The following is a 21,457-nucleotide window of genomic DNA, read 5'->3' as shown; positions in this document are numbered from 1 at the left end:
GCGGAACCTTTTTCTTTCCATTCGCTCTTTACAGGTGTGAACTTGCCGTTCACGCGCCGGTGTGAAACCGTGCCCGGGGAGTGCGATTGTCCGCTTGGGCGCGCGCATCCCCCGGCTGCGCAACCACGGAGGATCAAATAGATGGCTGAGGAGCAGGCTCAACCGAGTGGACCAGACCTGACGCAGGGTGTCGATCCCGGCGTTTTCAAGGACGGCAAGCTGGTCGGCCATGTCGGTGATCGAGAGATTCTGCTGGTCCGCGAAGGCGCCGAGATTTTCGCGATCGATGCCCACTGCAGCCACTACCACGGGCCACTCGCGGACGGCCTCGTCGTTGACGGCACCGTTCGGTGTCCGTGGCATCACGCCTGCTTCGACTTGCGCTCCGGCGAGGCGACCTGTGCTCCCGCTTTCAACGCGCTCGACGTCTGGGAGGTTGAGCAGCGTGACGGCCGGATCTTCGTGCGCGGAAAACGCGAGCAGCCCGCGCGTAAGATCGCCAAGCCAGATCATCCCGAAAAGATCGTGATCGTCGGCGGCGGTGCTGCGGGTTTTGCGGCCGCCGAGATGCTGCGTCGCCAAGACTACAAGGGTGGCATCGTGATGCTGAGCAGCGACGATGCGGCTCCGGTCGACAGGCCTAACCTGTCAAAAGACTATCTCGCTGGTTCGGCGCCCGAGGACTGGCTGCCGCTGCGCCCCGACGATTTCTACCAGCAGGCCGGCATCGATCTGCGTTTGCGTACGACCGTTACCGCCATCGACCCGACAGCGCGCCAACTCACGACTGCCGGAGGCGTCATCGGCTACGACCGGCTGCTGCTGGCGACCGGCGCCGAGCCGCTCCGGCTGCCGATTCCCGGCGCCAACCTGTCGCACGTCCATACGCTGCGGACGCTCTCTGATTGCCGCGCCATCATCGACGCGGCCAAGTCGGCACGCCAAGTGGTTGTCATCGGCGCGAGTTTCATCGGCCTCGAGGTTGCGGCGTCCTTGCGCGCCCGCGGCATCGAGGTGCATGTCGTCGCGCCGGAATCCCGCCCGATGGAACGCATCCTCGGTGCGGAGATGGGCGATTTCGTCCGCGCGCTGCACGAAGAGCATGGCGTCATATTTCATCTGGAGGACACCGTCGCCGCGATCGGCGAGCAGAAGGTGACGCTCGGGAGCGGCGGAACGCTGGAGCCCGATTTCGTCGTCTTCGGCGTTGGCGTGAAGCCGCGGCTCGAACTTGCAGAAAAGGCGGGTTTGAAGATCGACCGCGGCGTGCTCGTCAACGAATTCCTGGAAACGAGCGCACCGGGCATCTATGCAGCCGGCGACATCGTGCGCTGGCCGGACTCGCGTTCCGGGGAAAACATCCGTGTCGAACACTGGGTGGTGGCACAGCGTCAGGGACAGGTCGCCGCACGCAACATGCTGGGACATCGCGAAAAGTACGACGCGGTGCCGTTCTTCTGGAGCCAGCACTATGACGTGCCGATCAACTATGCCGGCCACGCGTTGAAGTGGGACCAGATCGAGGTCGACGGCAGCGTTGCGGACAGGGATTGCCTGCTCCGCTACAAGCATCAGGGACGCGTGCTGGCGGTGTCCTCGATCTACCGTGACATCGACCACCTCAAGGCCGAAGTGGCGATGGAGCGCGCCGGCACGCCCTGACGTTCGTTGTGTCGGGATTCAAGACGCTGCGACGCAACCCCGTTCAGGTGGAAAGGACTTCGACGTCGAACCCCTTGATTTCGTCCGGGTCGGCTATGGCGTTGATTTCGCTGATCCTGTCGTCCTGAATGGTTATCGCCAGCACGATACGGAGTCGTCCGCCGAGGACGACGGCCGCGCCCAGCGCGCCATCGATCATCGCCGGCTTGGCACCCTGCGCGCGACCCTTGAAGACTTCGGCCACTGCGGCTGCGCCGCTGATTTCCGGCAGCGATCCCATCTTCACGGCAACGGCATCGGCGCGGAAAACGACATCCGGATCGAGCAATTCGAGAAGCGCGGCGAAATCGCTGCTGCGCGAGGCTGCAAGGAAGGCATCGACCACCTTGCGTTGGCGCGAGAGGTCGGCGCCCGGCTCGGGTGGTGTGCCGCCCTGCACGCGTCGCCGCGCCCTGCTGGCGAGTTGGCGAGTGGCTGCGACCGAGCGCCCCACGACAGGCGCGATATCGTCGAATGGCACCGCGAACATGTCGTGCAACACGAAGGCGAGCCGCTCTGCCGGCGGCAGCGTGTCCAGCACCACCAGTAGCGCCGCGCCAACCGAGTCCGCCATAACGGCTTCCTGATCGAGATTGTCCTGACTCACGACAAGTTCGGGAACGTGTGGACCCAGTGGCTCCTCTCGGCGCGATTTGCGCGCACGCAGTGTGTCGAGACATATCCGTGCGACTACGGTCGTCCGCCAGCCGCCGAGATTTGTCACTTCTGCCATCTCGGTGCGATTTAGCCGCAGCCAGGTTTCCTGGACCGCGTCCTCCGCCTCGCTGAGCGAACCGAGCATGCGATAGGCGACTGCCCGCAAGTGCTTGCGATTGGTCTCGAATTCGCGCGTCAGCAGATTTGTCTCGTCCATCTGTCACATTCTCCTGCCGCCATCCGTCATAGCATTGACGAACGGCATTGAACCTTTGTGACACGGTCAAAATGCGTCGTTATCGGCGCTGGAACCCACGCGACGCGGTTTCGGCTGGAACAACCTTGAACGGAGATCCAAGATGCAAGCCCGCATGAAAAATCCGGCGATCATGATTCCCGATGCGATGAAGGCCCTGCAAGCACTCGCCGCCTCAACGCACGGTACGTTCTCACCAAAGACGCTCGAACTCATCCAACTGCGCGCCAGCCAGATCAATGGATGCAGCGCCTGCGTCGACGGCCATGCTCGTATCGCCAAGAAAGTGGCCTGCCCCTATGAGGTGGTCCGCTTTCTGTCTTAATGCATGATGGGCTTTTCGACCATTGCTTGCGCGGCTGGCGGAAGCGATCCGGCTGGCTTTGAAGGCCAGGCGATGGCCTCTGGCGCCGGCGGTTTATATCCGAGCGATGAGTGTGGTCGCTCGGTGTTGTAGTAGCGCCGCCATGCCTCGATGATGACCTTGGCCTCGGCGAGGCTGTAGAAGATCTCACTGTTGAGCAGTTCGTCGCGAAGCTTCGAGTTGAAGCTCTCGCAGTAGCCGTTCTCCCAAGGGCTTCCGGGCTCGATGAACGCGGTCTTCGCGCCGACAGCTGCAATCCACTCCCGCACTGCCTTGGCGATGAACTCCGGCCCGTTATCAGAACGAACGTGGCCGGGCACGCCGCGTAGGATGAACAGGTCCGACAAGACGTCGATGACGTCGGTCGAGTTGAGCTTGCGATCAATCCGGATCGCCAGACATTCTCGGGTGAACTCGTCGATGATGTTGAGCATGCGGAACTTCCTGCCATTGTGGGTTCGGCCCTCGACGAAGTCATAGGACCAAACATGGTTTGGATGCTCGGGCCGAAGCCGGACGCACGATCCGTCATTCAGCCAGAGGCGGCCTCTCTTCGGTTGTTTCTGAGGAACCTTCAGCCCCTCCCGCCGCCAGATACGCTCGACACGCTTGGCATTCACCGTCCAACCCTCGGACCGCAGCATCGCCGTGATCCTGCGATATCCATAGCGGCCGTAGCGTGAGGCCAGACGGATGATGTCGGAGTCAATGCCTCTTCATCCGGTCGGCTTTGCGGCTTCTTGCGCTGGGTCGAGCGATGCTGGCCGAGAACCTTGCAGGCAAAGCGCTCCGAGACGGAGAACTTCACCATGACATGGTCGACGCAGCGGCGACGGCGGGAGGGGCTCAGATGGGGTATTCGGGGGTTTCCCTCGCCAAGGCGTCCGTTGCGAGGCGAGATTGAAGCTCCAGATATTCAACATCGAAGGAGCCCGTCATGTCACTGTTTGCTGGCCTCGATATCTCCGTGAAGACGACCGCTATTTGCGTCCTGGACGCGAACGGGCGAGTCCTTCTCGAGACGATGGTTGATAGTGCACCAGAGGCAATAGCCGGTCGCTTGCACGAGTTCGGTCAGCCTTTCGAGCGGATCGGATTGGAAGCAGGACCATTATCCCAGTGGATCTATGCCGGTCTCGTCGACGTTGGCCTTGCGGCGATCTGTGTCGAGACCCGGCATATGCATGCAGCGCTCTCGGCACGCATCAACAAAACCGACCGGAACGACGCCCGCGGGATCGCCCAGATGATGCGGGTCGGGCTGTTCAAGGCAGTCCACGTCAAAACTCCCGCCAGCCAACATCGAAGACTTCTGCTGACCTCTCGCAAATTACTGCAGCGGAAGATTTATGACATCGAGAATGACCTGCGGGGCTCGCTGCGTAATTTCGGACTCAAGGTGGGTGTGGTTGGCAAAATCAAATTTGAGGACCGTATCCGTGAGCTCGTTGCAGATCATTCGTTCGTTGCTGCCATCGCCGCTTCGTTGTTAGAGGCACGAGCAGCTCTACGAGCTCAGTTTGCTAAACTTCACCGCATGCTGCTTGATCTGGTGCAGGTCGATCCGGTCTGTCGCCGCCTGATGTCCGCGCCAGGGGTCGGACCGATCGTCGCTCTCACGTTCCGAACGTGCGTCGACAATCCCGCGCGATTCTCAAGATCCAAGTGCGTGGGTGCTCACTACGGACTTACGCCGCGCATTTATCAGTCCGGCGAGATCTCCAGGACGGGTCGCATCTCCCGATCTGGGGATGTGATGCTTCGATCCAGCCTTTATGAAGCAGCTCTCGTCGTATTAACTGGCCCAGGTCGCTGGAACCCGCTCAAGGCCTGGGGCATTGCAGTGGCGCGCCGGCGCGGAATGCAAAAGGCGATGGTCGCAGTTGCACGCAAGCTCGCGGTCATACTTCACCGGATGTGGAGGGATGATACCGACTTCCGCTGGAGCGCAGCTACAACCTAATCACAGAGGAAAACGACAACCGATTCAACTTCCTCCATGCTGGAGGAGGCGTCCCGCGAGGACGACGGGATTGGGTGAGACCGAGGAAACTCGTGCGGCGCACTTACGACCGCGCGGCTTAGATGGCTCCGCCCGTTCCCTCTGATCCCATCATGAGGCTGCAAAATGCTGACCTCGGAGAGAAGCAAGAGCCTCGCAGGATGATCTCTGACATCGTGGACGTGCAAAAAGGAGCTTGCATCATGCGCCCCGAATAGAGAAGAAGTTTCCCGAGGCAGCCTCTTTCAGGATCAGCTTCTCTAGCGTCAGGTCCGACACAGCCTTGCGCAGCCGGTCGTTCTCTTTCTCAAGCTCCTTGAGGCGTTTCACCTGGTCGCCCTTCAGGCCACCAAACTCCTTGCGCCACCGGTAATACGTGAACTGCGTCACGCCGATCGAACGAACCGCTTCGCCAACCGATCTGCCTTGTGAAAGAAAAACATCGACCTGGCGCAGCTTCGCGACGATCTCTTCCGGCTTGTGCTTCTTCTGGGGCATTCCATTGTCCTCTCTAACGGCTAATAGCCTAATTCAGGGAGGACCACTTTTCAGGGGGCAGACCAAAAGCCGGCGAAACCGACGAGCGCCTGTTCGCGGTCTCGGTCTGGCGTGACACGCCCTATTTCAATGAGCCGGAACGTGCTGCTTTGGCGCTCACGGAAGCCCTGACACGGATCAGCGATCGCGCCGATCCGGTCCCTGATGATGTCTGGAACGAGGCGGCAGCTAATTATAACGAGGACGAGCTTGCGCGGCTTGTGCTGGCCATAGCCAATATCAACGTCTGGAATCGCCTCAACGTCGCGACGCGCCAGTCGGCTGGTCAGTGGAAGCCGTGAGTAAACTCGCCCGTCATTGCGATAGTGGTGGGCCCAACGAAGCAATCCAGCTTTTTGTCTGGATTGCGTCGCCCGAAAACAGGTTTTGCCGGAAACCGGGTGGATCGCAGGATTCCCCAGGTCTAGATTTCCGAAGAGACGTAGATAGATGGGTGTCGCAGACGGAGCGACCCATGAGTGAAGATGTGAAGGATCGCAGGTTCGCGCTCTTCGCCACGGCGATCGGCGCATGCGGCATCGTCTGGACCGCGCGCGGCATCGTCGCGGTGCAACTGCCGCTGTCGGACGAGAACAAAACCCGGACCCGCATCGGTCAGCGCTATGCCAGGCTCGCGGAGGCTAGACCGCCCGCCGATGTGCAGACCGCCATCGACGGCATGATCGAGTTGCTTGAAGGCAAACCCAAGGATTTGTCCGATGTGGTGCTCGACCTCGAGGGCGTTCCCGAATTCCATCGCAGTGTTTATGACATCGCCCGCACCATTCCGCCGGGCCAGACCATGACCTATGGCGACATCGCCAGGCGCCTCGGCGGCGTCGAACTGTCACGCGATGTTGGTCAGGCGCTCGGCCGCAATCCGTGTCCGATCGTGGTGCCGTGCCATCGCGTTCTCGCCGCCGGTGACAAGCCCGGCGGCTTCTCGGCCAACGGCGGTGTCGCAACCAAGCTGAAGATGCTCGCCATCGAGGGCGCTGCCGTCAATCACACGCCGAGTCTGTTCGACTGAACGGTTCGCGCGAAGCGGAGGCCGTCCGCCGGTCTGGCGCGCGAACCTTCGTCACGCTGCGGGCGGCGCCGAAACCTTCACCGATGGACGCTGCATCATCTTGTCGTGGAACGCGACGAGGTTCGGATAGGCGTTGCGCCAGCCACAATCCGCAAAGCGGAAATCGGCGTAGCCGAGCACGCAGGTGAGCGCGATCTGCACGACATCCAGCGGTCGCGACAGCAGGTCGCTTTGCCTTTCGAAATGCGCCATGCCGGTCCAGGCTCGCTGCCAGTGATCGTCGGCCCATGCCTGCCAGTAGAATTCCTTCGGGCGCGCCACCTTCTCGTAGCGGTACAACACCATGGAATCGAGAATGCCTTGCAGGATCGAGTGATCCGTCTTGATCTTCCAGCGCGCCGGACCCGAAGCAGGGATCAGCTTTCCGCCGCCTGCGATCTCATCGAGATATTCGACGATGACGTAGGAATCGAGAATGACGTCGCCATCATCAAGGATCAGCACCGGCAGCTTCTTCAGCGGATTGAAGTCGCGCGAATAGTCGTTGTTGGGCTGGCCGGGTGCAAAGACGGCGGGCACCAGCTCGATGGTATCGATCAGCCCGAGCTCAATGGCGGCGATGCGAACCTTGCGGGCGAAGGGTGAGGTAGGCGAGAAAACAAGCTTCATTGTGAATGCCTCAAAAACGTCGGGGCTCGAGTCCCGTCGCCGCCTGGTTCATGGAACATCACGGGGCTGCATTCAATAACCGTTTGCCGCATTCCCAAAGGCCGGCCGGACCAGCCGCGGCGGTCTCGTTGCCGATGCCTCATTGCCGCCGTCGTGGTAGGCTGCTGTTTGGCAAATCCGGAGAGTTTGTTGAACGGCGCACCCCCAGATCCATCCAGTGAGGACCGCGGCCCGCATGCGGTAGCGGGGCTTGGACTTGCGCGAGCCCTGCAGCGCGCCCGATGGACGATCGGGTGGGAAAGGGCCTGGCCGCATCTGGCGCGGCTGCTCAGTGTCGCCGGGCTGTTTTTGGCCGTATCCTGGGCTGGCCTGTGGCTCGTGCTGCCGGCGGCAGGACGCGCCGTTGCGCTTGCTGCGTTTGCCCTGCTCGTCCTCGCGGCGGCTGTGCCCGCCATCAGGTTCCGTTGGCCGACCCGCGAAGAAGGGCTGAGCCGGCTCGACCGCAGCGCCGGTCTGCGCCATCGTCCGGTGACCGCGCTCGCCGACACTGTCGCCACCCGGGATCCGGTCGCGCTTGCGTTATGGCAGGCGCAGCGCGCCCGCACGCTGGCCTCGATCAAGCGGGTTCGTGCTGGGTTGCCGTCGCCGCGGCTGCCGATCCATGACCGCTGGGCGCTGCGCGCGCTGGTGATGATACTGGTGGTCGTAACCTATGTTGCCGCCGGCGGCGAACGAACCGAGCGGGTGGCTGCCGCGTTCGACTGGAACGGCATGCTGACGTCGGCCAATGTCAGGGTCGATGCCTGGGTCGCACCACCGTCCTATACCGGCAAGCCTGCGATCATCCTGTCCGCGTCGAACAAGGATGCCGGTTCATCCGATGCCGCGCTCCCGGTGCCTGCGGGCAGCACGCTGATCGTTCGCTCGAGCGGGGGCAGCCTCGACGTCGCGGTCAGCGGCGGAGTGACTGAATCGGCTCCGACCGACAAGCCTCCGGAAGGCACGAATGAGCGGCATTTCACCATTGCCATGAATGGCACAGCTCATGTGCGCGCGCCGTCGGGGCAGCCGCAATGGACATTCAGCGCGACTCCCGATCGCGTCCCCGCCATATCGCTGGCAAAGCATCCGGAACGTCTGGCGCGCGGATCGTTGCAGTTGTCCTATCGCATGGAGGACGACTACGGCGTGACCGAAGCCCATGCGGTCTTCTCGGCTCGAACCGAATCCGCTGCAAAGGACGGTACGATCGCACGCCCGCTGTTCGACCCCCCGCAATTCGCGCTGGTGTTACCAAATGCCAGACCCCGCAGCGGGATCGGGCAGACCGTCAAGGATCTGAGCGAGAATCCCTATGCCGGCGCTAATGTGACCCTGACGCTGACCGCGCGCGACGATGCCGGGAACGAAGGGCGCAGCGAGCCGGTCGATCTGCGCCTGCCGGAGCGCGTGTTCACCAAGCCGCTTGCGCGCGCGCTGATCGAGCAGCGCCGTATCCTGGCGCTGGACGCCAATCAGAACTCTCCGGTCTACACCGCACTCGACGCCCTCATGATCGCGCCGGAGGTGTTCACCCCGAAGACGGGCGAATACCTCGGTCTTTACAGCGTGACCAAGCAGCTCGAGGCGGCGCGCACGGACGCGCAGTTGCGCGAGGTTGTCGCCAGCCTTTGGGCGTTCGCCGTCAGCATTGAGGATGGCAATATCACCGACGTCGACAAGGCGCTGCGTGCGGCGCAGGACGCGCTGAAGGCCGCATTGGAGCGCGGCGCCAGCGACGAGGAGATCAAGAAGCTCACCGAGAACCTGCGCGCGGCGCTGGACAAGTACCTGCAGCAGTTGGCCGAACAGATGCGCAACAATCCGCAGCAACTGGCGCGTCCGCTCGATCGCAACACCAAGGTCATGCGCCCGCAGGACCTCGACAACATGATCGAGCGCATGGAGCGTCTGTCGCGTTCCGGTGACAAGGACGCCGCCCGGCAGTTGCTCGAACAATTGCAGCAGATGCTCGAGAATCTGCAGATGGCGCAGCCGGGCCAAGGCGAGGATGGCGACCTGCAGCAGTCGCTGAACGAGCTCGGCGACATGATCCGCAAGCAGCAGCAGTTGCGCGACAAGACCTACAAGCAGGGTCAAGAGTCACGGCACGACAGCATGCACGACAACAACCAGCGCGACCACAACGCGATGGATGGCTTGCAGCAGGATCAGCAGGCGCTGCACGATAAACTCAAGACATTGCAGCAGGAGCTTGCCAGGCGCGGAATGGGCCCCGGTCAACCTGACCATCAGGGGCAGGGCGGCAAGCAAGGATCGCAAGCTGGCCAGGACCGCGGCGAGGATAGCCTCGGTCAGGCCGATTCCGCCATGGGCGATGCCAACGGACGGCTTGGCGAAGGCAATGCCGATGGCGCTGTTGACGCGCAAGGCCGAGCGCTTGAGGCGCTGCGCAAGGGCGCCCGAAGCCTCGCCGAAGCCATGCAGCAAAGCGAGGGTGACGGGCAGGGCGAAGACGGTCCGGGCAGCCGGTCAGGCAACCGGCAGAGCGGTGGCAATCAGACCGACCCGCTGGGGCGTCCGTTGCGCGGCCGGGAATTCGGCCAGGATTCGAGCGTCAGGATTCCCGGCGAGATCGACGTCCAGCGGGTCCGCCGCATTCTCGAAGAGTTGCGCCGCCGCCTCGCCGATCCGTCACGGCCGAAGATCGAACTCGATTATATCGAGCGGCTGCTCAAGGATTACTAATCGTTCCGAGAGCGTCGTTCGGCTGCCGGGCTGCCAGCGCGTCTGCGACGGCGGTGCGGATATCGGCCACTGAAAACGGCTTGGTGATGACGTCGTGCACGATAGCGTTGAGACCCGACGCGCGCTCACGCTGATCGGCGAAACCCGTCATCAGCAGGATAATCAGATCAGGGAAGTCGCGCGCGGCGGCTAGCGCAAGCGCGATACCGTCCATGATCGGCATCTTGATGTCAGTGAGCAGCAGATCGAAGGCGCACGCGTCGCCTGCCAGAATATCCAGCGCTTCAGCGCCGTCAGCCGCGGTCACCGTCTCGTGGCCGTCCATGGCGACGGCGCGGGCTACCAGCGAGCGCATCGAGTCCTCGTCGTCGGCGATCAGAACACGCGCCACGAGCTAGGCCCCGCTTCCTGCGGCGAGGTCTTGCCGGTTGAAGAAACGAACATCGATACTGCGGCCTTCCGGCGGCGGGGACGCCAGCCGCGAACGGAACCAGGCGTTCTCGCCGGGCTTGAGCGCAGCCTGTTCGAGCACCGCGTTCCACGCGTAGATCTCCGTGCCGTGGGCGTCACGGACGCTGAAGCGCAGACGCGGCAGTTCGACCGGCTTGCGGGTTTGCACCACGATTATGCCTTCGATGACCAGTACTGGCTTCCCGTCGACGGTTTCGCTCGACATCTTGACGTCCCTGAACGCCAATCCACGCAGGTTCACTTCCAGCCCGGCCAGCCGGTAGAACGTCGCGGTTTGCGGCAGTAGCCGCACAATCTCCGCGCGCCAAATGACCAGGGCCAGCACCATGGCGGCCATTGCGACGCAGACGGTGTTCAGGTTCACAGCAGGCCGGCGCAGCGCGAATAAGGGCTTGAGCCGGGTTGCGAGCCGCGAAAGCGGCCGCTCGTTATCTTGGGGCGTATTGTCCTGTTGTGCCGGCGACGTCCAGGTGCCGGCGAGATCCTGCTGGATGCCACCAAGTTCCGGGGTTTCCGGCAGGTCGCTGGCGATCGACGGACTCTCGACGGAGGGAATGTCGCTGGCTCGTGGAGGGTCGTTCCATCCCGTCGCGTCGTCCGCTTCTGCCATCGAGGGGACGCGAGCCTCGAGCACCGCCATGTTTTCAGGCTTCGCCAGCCACGTTTCCTTGCAGCGGGAGCAGCGCACGGTGCGGCCCGCCTCGCCGAAACTTGCGGAATTGACCGCATAAGATGTCGTACAATGAGGGCAGACTATGTGCATGGACGAATCGCCGAAAATGACGCTGTCCGAAGTCTATGCGCCGACCGTTAACGAATCGGAAACCATAACCGACGCACAACTGGATCGATCGACGGCCGCCGTTCCGGGGACCAGAGGGGCGCGCAGTGTCCGGGGTGACGCCGTCTGTCGGATCCCGCGTCCATCGAACGGAGCTAGGCTTGATCCGGTTCGAAAATGTCGGCTTGCGCTACGGGCTCGGCCCGGAGATTTTGCGCGACCTCAGCTTTCAAATTCCCGCCCATTCCTTCCAGTTTCTCACCGGTCCGTCCGGCGCCGGAAAAACCTCCCTGCTGCGGCTATTGTTTCTGTCGCTGCGGCCGACGCGGGGGTTAGTGAACCTGTTCAATCAGGACGTCTCTCTGCTGGGCAAGGATGCGATCGCCGATCTGCGCAAGCGTATTGGCATCGTGCTGCAGGACTTTCGCTTGCTCGATCATATGACGACCTACGAGAACGTCGCATTGCCGTTCCGCGTAATGGGACGCGATGAATCGACCTACCGGCGCGAAGTCATCGATCTTCTGAAATGGGTGGGTCTCGGCGAGCGCATGGACGCGCTCCCGCCGGTCCTGTCCGGTGGCGAGAAACAGCGCGCAGCGATCGCCCGCGCGGTGATCGCGCGTCCGCAGCTTCTGTTGGCGGATGAGCCGACCGGCAACGTCGATCCGACGCTCGGACGTCGTCTGTTGCGGCTGTTCATCGAACTGAACAAGACCGGCACGGCGGTCGTCATCGCAACCCACGACATCACGCTGATGGACCAGTACGACGCGCGGCGGATGGTGCTGCACCAGGGACGGGTGCACATCTATGAGTAACGCGGGCGACGATCACGGTGTCCTGATGGACCTCGGGCGCGAACGCCCGCAGGTGCCGGTCCGCGCGCGCAACATGGCGCCGATCGTGCCACGTGCCTCGGTCGCTGGCCGTGCGCTGGTGGCCGTTGTCGCGATCATGACGTTTCTGGCCTCGATTACGACCGGGGCGGTGCTGCTGGTCAGTGCCTCAGCCACGGAATGGCAGTCGGAGGTCGCGAGCGAAATCACCGTCCAGGTGCGTCCTGTCGCCGGGCGCGATATCGAGCGCGACGTAACCGCGGTCGCCAATGCGGTGCGCGCAGAGCTGGGCATCCTCGAGGTCAGGCCGTACACCAGGGAGGAGTCTGCCAAGCTGCTGGAGCCGTGGCTCGGCAGCGGTCTGTCGCTCGACGAACTGCCGGTGCCTCGCATGATCGTGGCGCGGGCAGCGCCGGGGACCAAGCTCGACCTCGAAGGGCTTCGCAGCCGCGTGACGCAACTAGCACCGTCGGCCAGCGTGGACGACCATCGCGCCTGGATCAACCGGATGCGATCGATGACCAACGCGACGGTGTTCGCCGGGATTGGCGTGCTTGCCCTTGTCATCCTTGCAACCGTTATCTCGGTCTCCTTCGCAACCCGGGGGGCGATGGCAGCCAATCGCCCGATCGTCGAGGTGCTGCATTTTGTCGGCGCGAGCGATCGTTACATCGCCAATCGCTTCCTGCGGCATTTCCTGCGGCTCGGGTTTGAGGGCGGTGCGATCGGCTGCGTCGCCGCCATGCTGATGTTCGGGTTCTCCGAATCGATCGCCAACTGGTTCTCCGGAACGCCGGTCGGGGATCAGTTCGCGGCGCTGCTTGGCACGTTCTCGCTGCGACCCTCCGGCTATCTCGTGCTGGCGGTGCAGACGGTCCTGATCGCTGCGGTCACCGCCGGGGCCTCCCGCCGCACCTTGTTTGCGACGCTGGACGATATCGACTGAGCGGCCGTTTCAGGCCTCCCGCCGGTTTTCCCGGCGCGGCCGGATTCCACTTCGTCCCAAAACGCACTAAAGTCGAGGGGATCAGGAACGTCGAACGGATGAGCGAAGAAGCGCGCCATGACAAGCCGGAAACCTCGCGCCGGGCGCCGGCGCGGCGGCGGGCTGCGCTTGCGGCCGTTGTTGCCGCCGCTGGGATCGCTTTTGTCGCAGCGGCGGTAGGTTTCATCGGATTTCTGTCGCAACTGCGCGGCGTCGAGACAAAGCCCGCGAGCAACGCCGACGGGATCGTTGTGCTCACCGGGGGCTCGTCGCGGATTTCCGACGCGATCGAGCTACTGGCCGACGGCTACGGCAAGAGGCTGCTGATCTCGGGTGTCCACCCGACAAACGGGGTCAGCGATATTTCCCGCTCGCTGCCGGACAGCCAGCGGCTATTGACATGCTGCGTCGATCTCGATCGCTCGGCGATCAACACCCGGAGCAATGCCAGCGAGACGCGGCGCTGGGTTAACGAGCGCGGCTTCCGCTCCCTGATCGTGGTGACTTCGAACTATCATATGCCCCGCGCCATCGTCGAATTGTCGCACGCGATGCCGGACACCACCCTGATTCCGTTCGCGGTGATCGGTGACAAGTGGCGCGAAGAGCCATGGTGGACGAGTGGCGTGACCCTGCGGCTCTTGCTATCGGAGTATGTCAAATACCTCGCCGCGGAGGCGCGGGTTCGCCTGGCCTATCTCGGCCTCGAGCTCTCCCCCGAGATCGGCGATCAGCCGACCGGATCGGTCGAGCCGCGACGGCCGGCGTCGGGCTAGCCAGGTCGTCGGCACCACGGAATTGGATTTTCGATGACTTCGACTTCGATCTTTCTGCGCTCGCTGGCCTTCAACGTCCTGTTCTATCTGACGATGGCGATCTGGATCGTCGCCGCGTTGCCGACGTTCCTGATGCCGCGCTCGGCGCTGGTTAGCATGGCGCAGGCTTGGGGGCGCTGGAACATCTGGCTGATGCGTGTCATCTGCGGCACGCGCGTGAAAATTCTCGGTATCGGGAAAATTCCGAAAGGGCCGCTGATTATCGCCTCGAAGCATCAGTCGATGTGGGAGACGTTCGCGCTGTTCAGCCTCATCGATCAGCCGATCTTCATTCTCAAGCGCGAGCTGAAATGGATTCCGTTCTTCGGCTGGTACCTGACGAAGACGGGCATGATCGGCATCGACCGCAAGGCCGGCATGAGCGCGCTCAAGATGCTGGTCAGGATGACGAAGGAGCAGATGCACCTCGGGCGTCAGCTCGTCATTTTCCCGGAAGGGACGCGGCGTCCGATTGGGGCGCCGCCGGCATACAAGAGCGGTGTCGCCATGATCTATGCCGAAGGCGAGGTGCCGTGTGTGCCGGTGGCGCTCAATTCCGGCCTGTGCTGGCCGCGCCGGACGTTCCTGCGCTATCCGGGGATCATCACGGTCGAGTTTCTCGATCCGCTGCCGCCGGGATTGCGGCGCAACGAATTCATGTCACGGCTGACGGCTTCGATCGAGGGTGCGACAGCTCACCTGGTCGAGGCAGGACGACGCGAGCAGGCGCGGTTGTTCGGACGGGTGCCGGATGCGCCAGTAGAAGACTAGCTAGTGTGGTGGTTCAGAAGTTCGCTCCATTTTCCCAGCGAGTCCGTCAAGCGAACTTCTGAACCCAAACCACACTAGAATGGTAAAATGACTAGTGCCCCTTTGATTCCGAAGTTCGCATCAAAGGTCGCTGCAAGGTCATGCGAACTTCGGAATCGGGGCACTAGTCGCGCACCGGCGTATCGCGGCGCAGCAATTCGGCCAACCGGTGAAGTTTCAGGTCGCGAAGGCCCTGGGCCTCGATCGACTTCACTGTGGACAGCACGTAGTCGCGATTATGTCCGGAGCGGCCGTGCCCCTGCTGGACGTAATGGACCTGTTCTGCCAGCGTCAGCCGTCCGGCATACTGGACATGACCGCGGTCGACGACGTAGGCCAGAGCACTGACCCGGCGACGGGCGTCGTCCTCGAGCCAGACCGAGCGCATCACCTCGCGATAGACGTGGGTGGTCTGCTCGCGCCCGCGCAAGTAAGCGATGGTCGCCTCGCGCAGGCTGGCCGCAACGCGGAACGCGATACCCCGGCAGGCGCCTCCGCGGTCGAGGCCGAGAACCAGCCCCGGCTTCTCGGGTGTTCCGCGATGGTCGAACGAATAGACGCAGAGTGCCCGGTGTTCGCCGATCAGCCGCGCCGGGACCTGCTCGGCAAAATCGAATCCCGGCCGCCACATCAGCGAACCGTAACCGAACACCCAGAGGTCGGCGTTGGCATGACCGGGACCCGGTTCGAATTGTCGTTGCGCATTCATCTCGCGCACGCCTGGAGCGGGATGAGGAAAAGTGTGTAGCGGTTTTCCGCTCGCATCCCGCTCTAAAATATAGGAATCGATCACGTCCATGATCTTGGATCGATTCGATCCAAGATCATCGTGATCTAGCGCGTATTCCGCAAAAGTGGATACCGGTTTTGCGATCAGAATACGCGCAAGTTATTAATTGAGAGCATTTTCTCGCGGCTAACCGGAATCCACTTAGCCGGAAAATGCTCTAACAGACCCGCGCGGTCAGGCGAAGCGGAATTGAAAGGGCTGGTTTTGCCGGAACGGCACGATTATTGTGAAAGGCGACCGCCGATTTGACAAATTCACGGATGTACCCTCCTGCATGGCCGACACCACCACCGCCGCCGCTTCCAAGCACCGTCTTTGGCCCGTCTTCGTCATGCCCGTGCTGGTGGTCATCGCCGCCGCGGCATGGAGCGCGTTCTGGTTCTATGCGGCCTCGCAGGTCGATCAGACCGTCGATGCCTGGCGCGCGCGCGAAGCCGCGTCCGGGCGCATCTACGATTGTGCCAAACGGACCATCGCGGGATTTCCGTTCCGCCTGGAGGTTCACTGCTTAGATGCGACTGTCGAGCTGAAGTCGCAGACCGCTGACCAGGCCGCCGCGCAGACGCCGCCTCTGACCGCGCGCCTCGGGGACATTCTGGTGGTCGCGCAAATCTACACTCCGAAACTGCTGATTGCGGAGTTCAAAGCGCCGGCGACCCTGTCCCAAAACGGGCAGCCGGTAATGGTCGTCAACTGGAAGATCGGACGTAGCAGCATCGTCGGGTTGCCCGGCGCTCCACAGAGCGCGGACCTCGTATTCGATGACCTGGCGATCGATCGTGTCGCGGCCTCGGTGCAGACCCCGGTTGCCCGCGCCAGCCATGTGGAGCTTCACGGCCGCATCGCGGAGAATTCCAGGCCGGATCACCCGACGATCGAGACGTTCCTCGAATTGACCGGGGCGACCCTTCGGGACGTTCACCCGGTGCTGACCAAGCCGTTCGATGCCGATGTCCGTGCGATGCTACACGGGCTGAAGGATTTCACGCCAAAACCCTGGCCGGTGCGATTTCGCGAATTGCAGGCGGCGGGCGGCCGCGTCGAGATCATGCAGTCCCGCATCCAGCAGGGCGATCTGATTGCGATTGCCGCCGGCTCGCTGGGCCTCACCGCCAATGGACGCCTCGACGGCGAGTTGCATATGACGGCGACCGGATTCGAGACGATGATTCCGGCGCTCGGAATTGAGCAGATGCTGGAGCAGGGCGTTCCGCAATCGACGCTCGACAAGGTCGCGCCGGGCGTGAAGACGCAGGATGTCGACAAGCTGTTCGGCGCGCTGGATCGGGCGATTCCAGGATTGGGCAAGGCTGTGCGTGAAAACGCCAATGCCGGTGTCACTGCCGGCCTTGCTGCGATCGGGCAGGAGGCAACGCTCGAAGGTAAGAAGGCGCGCTCCTTTCCGTTGCGGTTCGTCGACGGCGCAGTCTTCATCGGGCCGTTGAAAGTCGCCCAGACGCCCCCGCTGTTCTGAACGCGCTGTTCTAGGATTTTTTCGTCGCGCTCGTCTGCAGCCTCCCGAAATCGGGGGCGGCGGAATCCTGACCGATCTCGACGATGCCCCGGCGTATCGCACGGGTGCGGGTAAAATGCTCGAATAAAGCGTCGCCGTCGCCGCGGCGCATGGCGCGCGTCAGCTTGGAGAGATCCTCGTTGAAGGTGCCGAGCATTTCCAGCACCGCGTCCTTGTTGGTCAAAAATACGTCGCGCCACATCGTGGGATCGGAAGCCGCGATACGGGTGAAGTCGCGAAAGCCGCCGGCGGAGAATTTCATCACTTCCGAGGATGTGACCTCGCCGAGTTCGTCCGCGGTACCGACGATGGTGTAGGCGATCAGGTGCGGCAGATGACTGGTGATCGCCAGCACCAGGTCGTGATGCTCGGGCGTCATGGTCTCGACCCTTGCGCCGATTGCGGCCCAGAACGCGCGCAATTTGTCCACCGCGGCGGTATCCGTTCCGTCAGGCGGCGTCAGGATGCACCAGCGGTTGATGAACAGCTCGGCAAAACCGGAATCCGGGCCCGAATGCTCGGTCCCGGCCACCGGATGCGCGGGCACGAAATGCACCCCGGCGGGAAGATGCGGGGCCATCTCCCGGACGACGGCGCCTTTCACCGATCCGACGTCGGAGACGATGGCGCCCGGCTTGAGGTGAGATGCAATCTCCTGCGCCACCGCTTCGCACGCCCCGACCGGGATGCAGAGGATCACGAGGTCGGCGCCATCAGCGGCTTCGGCGTTGGTTTCCACCACGCGATCGGCGATGCCGAGCTCCATCACTCGCGCACGCGTCTTTGCGGAGCGTGCGGTGACGACGATTTCGCCGGCGAGGCCTAGCGCACGCGCGGCGCGCGCGATCGAGCCGCCGATGAGGCCGAAGCCGATCAGCGCGATCCGCCGGAATAAGGGCGCTGTAGTCATGTCTGCGCCATGAAGTCGCGCAAGCCATCCGCGACCAGACGGTTGGCTTCCTCGGTGCCGATCGTCAGACGCAGGGCATGCGGAAGACCGTAATTGTCGAGCGCGCGCAGCACGAGGCCGCGTTTGGTCAGAAACGCATCGGCCTCAGACGCCGTCTTGCCCCCGGTGGTCGGGAAGTGGATCAGGATGAAGTTCGTCACGCTCGGAGTCACCTTGAGGCCGAGCTTGGTCATTTCGTCCGTCAGCCAGTTGCGCCACGTTTCCGTGTGAACCTTCGACATCTGGACGTGCGCCGCGTCTCCGATCGCCGCTGCGGCCGCAAGCATCGCCGGCGTCGAGACATTGAAGGGACCGCGAATCCGGTTCACTGCTTCCACGATATGCGCCGGGCCGAACATCCAGCCGATCCGCAGCGCGGCAAGGCCGTGAATCTTGGAGAATGTGTGTGTCAGCACGGTGTTCTCGGTCGTCGCCGCCAGTTCGATGCCGAACTCGTAGTCATTGCGCGACACATAATCCGAATAGGCGCCGTCGAGCACCAGCAGCACGTGCGACGGCAGTCCTGCGCGCAACCGCCTGATCTCGTCGAACGGCAGATAGGTGCCGGTCGGGTTGTTCGGATTGGCGAGCCAGATCATCTTGGTTTTCGGCGTCACCCGCTTGAGGATCGCGTCGACGTTGGCGGTGTAGTCGGTCTCCGGGGCAACGACGTTGGTCGCGCCGTTCGCCATGGTCGCGATCGGATACACGAGAAAACCGTGTGTGGTCGAAATCGCCTCGTCGCCGGGGCCGAGATAGGTGTGGGCGAGCAAGTTCAGGATTTCGTCGGAGCCGGAGCCGCAGATGATGCGGTCCGGATCGAGGCCGTAGGCGCGCCCGATGGCTTCGCGCAGCACGCGCGAGGTGCCTTCGGGGTAGTCCTCGAGATGCGCCACGGCATTGCGGTAGGCGTCCATCGCCTTCGGTGACGGGCCGAATGGCGTTTCGTTGGCCGACAGCTTGAATACCTTGCGGCCCGCCTCCTGCACCGGGCTCTTGCCGGGCACGTAGGGCGCAATATCGAGAATGCCGGGATTCGGCACCGGTCGGGACATCACTGACTCCGGACTATATTGGGACTTAAGCTTTGGCCGCCCCGCTGGAAGGCATCGTATAGCGTGTTGCGTGGCTGCCGACGAGAGCCGTCGAACGGACCGACGCGCCGGCCTCGATCAGCGCCGATTTGATCGTGTCGAGGCGGGTGCCTCCGGTGACGGACACCAGCAGCGCAGCGCCATCGAAGGCGCCATCGGGCACGGCGACGATCTCGGCGAGCGGTGACAGCGTACGGGCAGTATCGGCATTCCAGCCGGACACGCGGATACTCCAGGTTTCCACTTCGGTGACCCGCGCATCGTCGGCGACGCGCGAGATCACGAACACCGGCAGTGCCGCCGGATGGTCGGCGCGTTCGATGAAGGGCAGGCGGGCGATGATTTTCGGCGCGCCATCGGCTTCAAGCGCGAGCCACCACGGCGCACGGCTCGAGGTCGCCGAGACCAGGGCAAGGTCGCCCTTCGAGTTCGCCACGGCCTCCACGGCCGCCTGCGCGTTGAAATGCGGCACGAAAGGTACCGTGAAACCGAAGTGGAAGCGTGCAGAATCCCGCATCGCGGATTCGCCGAGCGACAGATCGGCATGCAGCGAAAAAGGCGCCTGCACGTAAGTGAAGGTGGAGATGATGACGCGCCAGATGCTCTCGACGGTGTCGAGCGGCAGGATGCCGCGATGGCGCTGCGCCAGTCGGCGCATCATGTCGGCTTCGCGAGCCGGGCGGAACGCGGAGCCGACTTCCTGGGTCTGCTTCACCGAGATCAGGCGGTCGATGATGTCGCCGCGCCGCATCAGCAGGCTGTGAACCTGCTCGTCGATGGCGTCGATCTCTTTGCGCAGCTCCTGCAGCGAGGGCGGAGCCGGGGGTGCTTTGGTCATGTTGCAACTCGTCGGCCGCGCGGATGGGGCGGCGGCTAGCGGTCAGAACCGAAGGACATTTGCGTCGGGTTCTTCGGCAAATAACGGGTCGCGAATGGTAAATGAATTCCACCAGCGGCCGCATTGATAGGAAAGTAGGCGCATGAAAGCAAAGAAAACATTGACCGCCTTGTCGCCGCCGGCAGATCGGGCCCGCCGTGGCTTGTCTTGACGAAAACCGCGTGCGGGATTAGGTTTTAGGTATTCCGTGGTCATTTGAGCCGGCCGGCTTGCAGCCACGTTAAACAACTCGCTAAACAGGCCGGGGACAGCAAAATCCTGATCCCGGCCGAACCCATGTTCAGGCCGGTTTTTTATGGCCTGTGGTCCGCGGTTTCTTCGAAGCCCCGGAGGAGGCCAGTGGCAGGATGGCAAACGTGCAATCGGTACCGACCCCGGCTCACGCCGAGTATCGAGCCCAGGAAGCAGACCATCCCACCTCGCAGGTCGCGATGTTCGGCAGCGACCAGCCACTCCCGCTCGATTGCGGCATCGATCTCGCGCCTTTCCAGATCGCCTATCAGACCTACGGCGAACTCAACGCCGGAAAGTCCAATGCCATCCTGGTCTGCCATGCGCTGACCGGTGATCAGCATGTCGCCAACGTTCATCCGGTCACCGGCAAGCCGGGCTGGTGGGTGACCCTGGTAGGACCCGGCAAGCCGCTCGACACCGACAAGTATTTCGTCATCTGCAGCAACGTGATCGGCGGCTGCATGGGCTCGACCGGTCCTGCTTCGACCAATCCCGCGACCGGCAAGGTATGGGGACTGGATTTTCCGGTCATCACCATCCCCGACATGGTGCGCGCGCAGGCCATGCTGATCGATCGCCTCGGCATCGACACGCTGTTTTCCGTGGTGGGCGGCTCCATGGGCGGCATGCAGGTGCTGCAGTGGTGCGCAGCCTATCCGCAACGCGTGTTTTCAGCGCTGCCGATCGCATGCAGCACGCGCCACTCCGCGCAGAACATCGCGTTTCACGAGTTGGGACGGCAGGCGGTGATGGCCGACCCTGACTGGCGCGACGGCCGCTATTTCGAGCAGGGCACCCATCCGCACCGGGGTCTCGGTGTGGCGCGGATGGCCGCGCACATTACCTATCTGTCGGATGCGGCGCTGCATCGCAAGTTCGGACGGCGGATGCAGGACCGTGAGCTGCCGACGTTTTCGTTCGACGCGGACTTTCAGGTGGAGAGCTATCTGCGCCATCAGGGATCGTCGTTCGTCGAGCGGTTTGACGCCAACAGCTATCTCTACCTGACGCGGGCGATGGATTATTTCGACATCGCAGCCGATCATGACGGCGTGCTGGCCACAGCGTTTCGCGATACGCGGACCCGGTTCTGCGTGGTGTCTTTCACGAGTGACTGGCTGTTTCCGACCTCCGAATCGCGCGCAGTCGTGCATGCGCTCAATGCCGGCGGCGCCCGAGTCTCGTTCGCGGAGATCGAAACCGATCGCGGTCACGACGCCTTCCTGCTCGACGTTCCCGAATTTTTCGACATCGCGCATGCGTTCCTGAAATCGGCAGGAAAGACCCGCGGCTTGGCGGCCGCAGGTGAGTGAC

Annotated in this window: 19 protein-coding genes, 4 pseudogenes and 1 riboswitch; of the genes and pseudogenes, 12 read left to right on the top strand and 11 right to left on the bottom strand. The window is 63.0% G+C overall.

Annotation, left to right across the window (positions count from 1 at the left end):
- The first annotated feature begins 141 nt into the window (after nt 1–141).
- A complete protein-coding gene (locus tag ACSZOQ_RS14835) occupies nt 142–1,662 on the top strand; it encodes an FAD-dependent oxidoreductase (protein WP_439923221.1) in 1,521 nt (506 codons plus the stop codon).
- A gap of 43 nt (nt 1,663–1,705) precedes the next feature.
- Here the strand turns inward: ACSZOQ_RS14835 and ACSZOQ_RS14830 are convergent, their stop codons facing one another.
- Nucleotides 1,706–2,575, bottom strand: coding sequence for a sigma-70 family RNA polymerase sigma factor (locus ACSZOQ_RS14830; protein WP_439923220.1), 870 nt, complete (start codon nt 2,573–2,575; stop codon nt 1,706–1,708).
- A gap of 142 nt (nt 2,576–2,717) precedes the next feature.
- On the opposite strand from ACSZOQ_RS14830, the pseudogene ACSZOQ_RS14825 reads away from it, so the two are divergent.
- A pseudogene (locus ACSZOQ_RS14825) lies at nt 2,718–2,903 on the top strand (carboxymuconolactone decarboxylase family protein); the annotation flags it as partial.
- A gap of 32 nt (nt 2,904–2,935) precedes the next feature.
- Here the strand turns inward: ACSZOQ_RS14825 and ACSZOQ_RS14820 are convergent.
- Nucleotides 2,936–3,828, bottom strand: a pseudogene (locus ACSZOQ_RS14820) (IS3 family transposase); the annotation flags it as partial.
- Between the two features lie 87 nt (nt 3,829–3,915).
- Between ACSZOQ_RS14820 and ACSZOQ_RS14815 the strand changes: the two are divergent.
- Nucleotides 3,916–4,941 carry an IS110 family transposase gene (locus tag ACSZOQ_RS14815; RefSeq protein WP_439922717.1) on the top strand — a complete coding sequence of 342 codons (1,026 nt, stop codon included), beginning with the start codon at nt 3,916–3,918 and terminating at the stop codon, nt 4,939–4,941.
- A 255-nt stretch (nt 4,942–5,196) separates the two neighbouring features.
- Here the strand turns inward: ACSZOQ_RS14815 and ACSZOQ_RS14810 are convergent.
- Nucleotides 5,197–5,478 (bottom strand): annotated as a pseudogene (locus tag ACSZOQ_RS14810) (transposase); the annotation flags it as partial.
- A gap of 65 nt (nt 5,479–5,543) precedes the next feature.
- On the opposite strand from ACSZOQ_RS14810, the pseudogene ACSZOQ_RS14805 reads away from it, so the two are divergent.
- Together ACSZOQ_RS14805 and ACSZOQ_RS14800 are read left to right on the top strand one after the other, a co-directional pair.
- Nucleotides 5,544–5,819 (top strand): annotated as a pseudogene (locus ACSZOQ_RS14805) (carboxymuconolactone decarboxylase family protein); the annotation flags it as partial.
- A 173-nt stretch (nt 5,820–5,992) separates the two neighbouring features.
- Nucleotides 5,993–6,547 carry a methylated-DNA--[protein]-cysteine S-methyltransferase gene (locus ACSZOQ_RS14800; protein ID WP_439923219.1) on the top strand — a complete coding sequence of 185 codons (555 nt, stop codon included), beginning with the start codon at nt 5,993–5,995 and terminating at the stop codon, nt 6,545–6,547.
- Nucleotides 6,548–6,598: 51 nt separating this feature from the next.
- Here the strand turns inward: ACSZOQ_RS14800 and ACSZOQ_RS14795 are convergent, their stop codons facing one another.
- Complete coding sequence (locus ACSZOQ_RS14795) at nt 6,599–7,216, bottom strand: glutathione S-transferase family protein (protein WP_439923218.1); 618 nt, start codon at nt 7,214–7,216, stop codon at nt 6,599–6,601.
- A gap of 189 nt (nt 7,217–7,405) precedes the next feature.
- Between ACSZOQ_RS14795 and ACSZOQ_RS14790 the strand changes: the two genes are divergently transcribed.
- Entirely contained in the window at nt 7,406–9,964 is a 2,559-nt protein-coding gene (locus ACSZOQ_RS14790) for a TIGR02302 family protein (RefSeq protein WP_439923217.1), read from the top strand.
- On the opposite strand, the gene ACSZOQ_RS14785 is transcribed toward ACSZOQ_RS14790, so the two are convergent.
- Nucleotides 9,951–10,355 carry a response regulator gene (locus ACSZOQ_RS14785; protein WP_439923216.1) on the bottom strand — a complete coding sequence of 135 codons (405 nt, stop codon included), beginning with the start codon at nt 10,353–10,355 and terminating at the stop codon, nt 9,951–9,953. The genes ACSZOQ_RS14790 and ACSZOQ_RS14785 overlap by 14 nt on opposite strands.
- A 3-nt stretch (nt 10,356–10,358) precedes the next feature.
- Nucleotides 10,359–11,198: an MJ0042-type zinc finger domain-containing protein gene (locus ACSZOQ_RS14780; RefSeq protein WP_439923215.1), complete on the bottom strand. Its 840-nt coding sequence runs from the start codon at nt 11,196–11,198 to the stop codon at nt 10,359–10,361.
- Nucleotides 11,199–11,377: 179 nt separating this feature from the next.
- On the opposite strand from ACSZOQ_RS14780, the gene ftsE reads away from it, so the two are divergent.
- The 4 genes from ftsE to ACSZOQ_RS14760 all read left to right on the top strand — a co-directional run bounded on the left by ftsE (nt 11,378) and on the right by ACSZOQ_RS14760 (nt 14,626).
- Nucleotides 11,378–12,037, top strand: a complete 660-nt coding sequence (gene ftsE, locus ACSZOQ_RS14775; protein ID WP_439923214.1) for a cell division ATP-binding protein FtsE — start codon at nt 11,378–11,380, stop codon at nt 12,035–12,037.
- The gene (locus ACSZOQ_RS14770) at nt 12,030–13,001 is read left to right on the top strand and encodes a cell division protein FtsX (RefSeq protein WP_439923213.1); all 972 of its coding nucleotides are present in this window, start codon (nt 12,030–12,032) and stop codon (nt 12,999–13,001) included. The genes ftsE and ACSZOQ_RS14770 overlap by 8 nt, the downstream gene beginning before the upstream one ends.
- 98 nt (nt 13,002–13,099) lie before the next feature.
- On the top strand, nt 13,100–13,816 hold the full coding sequence (locus ACSZOQ_RS14765) for a YdcF family protein (protein WP_439923212.1): 717 nt from the start codon (nt 13,100–13,102) through the stop codon (nt 13,814–13,816).
- A 33-nt stretch (nt 13,817–13,849) separates the two neighbouring features.
- Nucleotides 13,850–14,626, top strand: a complete 777-nt coding sequence (locus ACSZOQ_RS14760; protein ID WP_439923211.1) for a lysophospholipid acyltransferase family protein — start codon at nt 13,850–13,852, stop codon at nt 14,624–14,626.
- 163 nt (nt 14,627–14,789) lie between these two features.
- On the opposite strand, the gene ACSZOQ_RS14755 is transcribed toward ACSZOQ_RS14760, so the two are convergent.
- Nucleotides 14,790–15,374 carry a gamma-glutamylcyclotransferase gene (locus ACSZOQ_RS14755; RefSeq protein ID WP_439926084.1) on the bottom strand — a complete coding sequence of 195 codons (585 nt, stop codon included), beginning with the start codon at nt 15,372–15,374 and terminating at the stop codon, nt 14,790–14,792.
- A gap of 355 nt (nt 15,375–15,729) precedes the next feature.
- Between ACSZOQ_RS14755 and ACSZOQ_RS14750 the strand changes: the two genes are divergently transcribed.
- Nucleotides 15,730–16,929, top strand: a complete 1,200-nt coding sequence (locus ACSZOQ_RS14750) for a DUF2125 domain-containing protein (RefSeq protein WP_439923210.1) — start codon at nt 15,730–15,732, stop codon at nt 16,927–16,929.
- A gap of 10 nt (nt 16,930–16,939) precedes the next feature.
- Here ACSZOQ_RS14750 and ACSZOQ_RS14745 read toward each other — a convergent pair whose 3' ends face one another.
- The 4 genes from ACSZOQ_RS14745 to ACSZOQ_RS14730 all read right to left on the bottom strand — a co-directional run bounded on the left by ACSZOQ_RS14745 (nt 16,940) and on the right by ACSZOQ_RS14730 (nt 20,104).
- Nucleotides 16,940–17,878 (bottom strand): prephenate/arogenate dehydrogenase family protein, encoded by a 939-nt coding sequence (locus tag ACSZOQ_RS14745; protein WP_439923209.1) that lies wholly within the window; start codon nt 17,876–17,878, stop codon nt 16,940–16,942.
- Complete coding sequence (locus ACSZOQ_RS14740) at nt 17,875–18,972, bottom strand: pyridoxal phosphate-dependent aminotransferase (protein ID WP_439923208.1); 1,098 nt, start codon at nt 18,970–18,972, stop codon at nt 17,875–17,877. The genes ACSZOQ_RS14745 and ACSZOQ_RS14740 overlap by 4 nt, the downstream gene beginning before the upstream one ends.
- Before the next feature lie 25 nt (nt 18,973–18,997).
- Nucleotides 18,998–19,849 carry a chorismate mutase gene (locus ACSZOQ_RS14735; RefSeq protein WP_439923207.1) on the bottom strand — a complete coding sequence of 284 codons (852 nt, stop codon included), beginning with the start codon at nt 19,847–19,849 and terminating at the stop codon, nt 18,998–19,000.
- A gap of 42 nt (nt 19,850–19,891) precedes the next feature.
- Complete coding sequence (locus ACSZOQ_RS14730) at nt 19,892–20,104, bottom strand: hypothetical protein (protein WP_439923206.1); 213 nt, start codon at nt 20,102–20,104, stop codon at nt 19,892–19,894.
- Nucleotides 20,087–20,166, top strand: a riboswitch (SAM riboswitch). It overlaps the preceding gene by 18 nt.
- A 90-nt stretch (nt 20,167–20,256) precedes the next feature.
- Between ACSZOQ_RS14730 and metX the strand changes: the two genes are divergently transcribed.
- Nucleotides 20,257–21,456: a homoserine O-acetyltransferase MetX gene (gene metX / locus ACSZOQ_RS14725; protein ID WP_439923205.1), complete on the top strand. Its 1,200-nt coding sequence runs from the start codon at nt 20,257–20,259 to the stop codon at nt 21,454–21,456.
- Nucleotide 21,457 lies beyond the last annotated feature (1 nt).

Origin of the sequence: Nitrobacter sp. JJSN (genome assembly GCF_051912485.1) — a bacterium.
In the GTDB taxonomy this organism is placed as follows: domain Bacteria; phylum Pseudomonadota; class Alphaproteobacteria; order Rhizobiales; family Xanthobacteraceae; genus Nitrobacter.
This window is presented reverse-complemented; position numbering and strand designations above follow the sequence as displayed.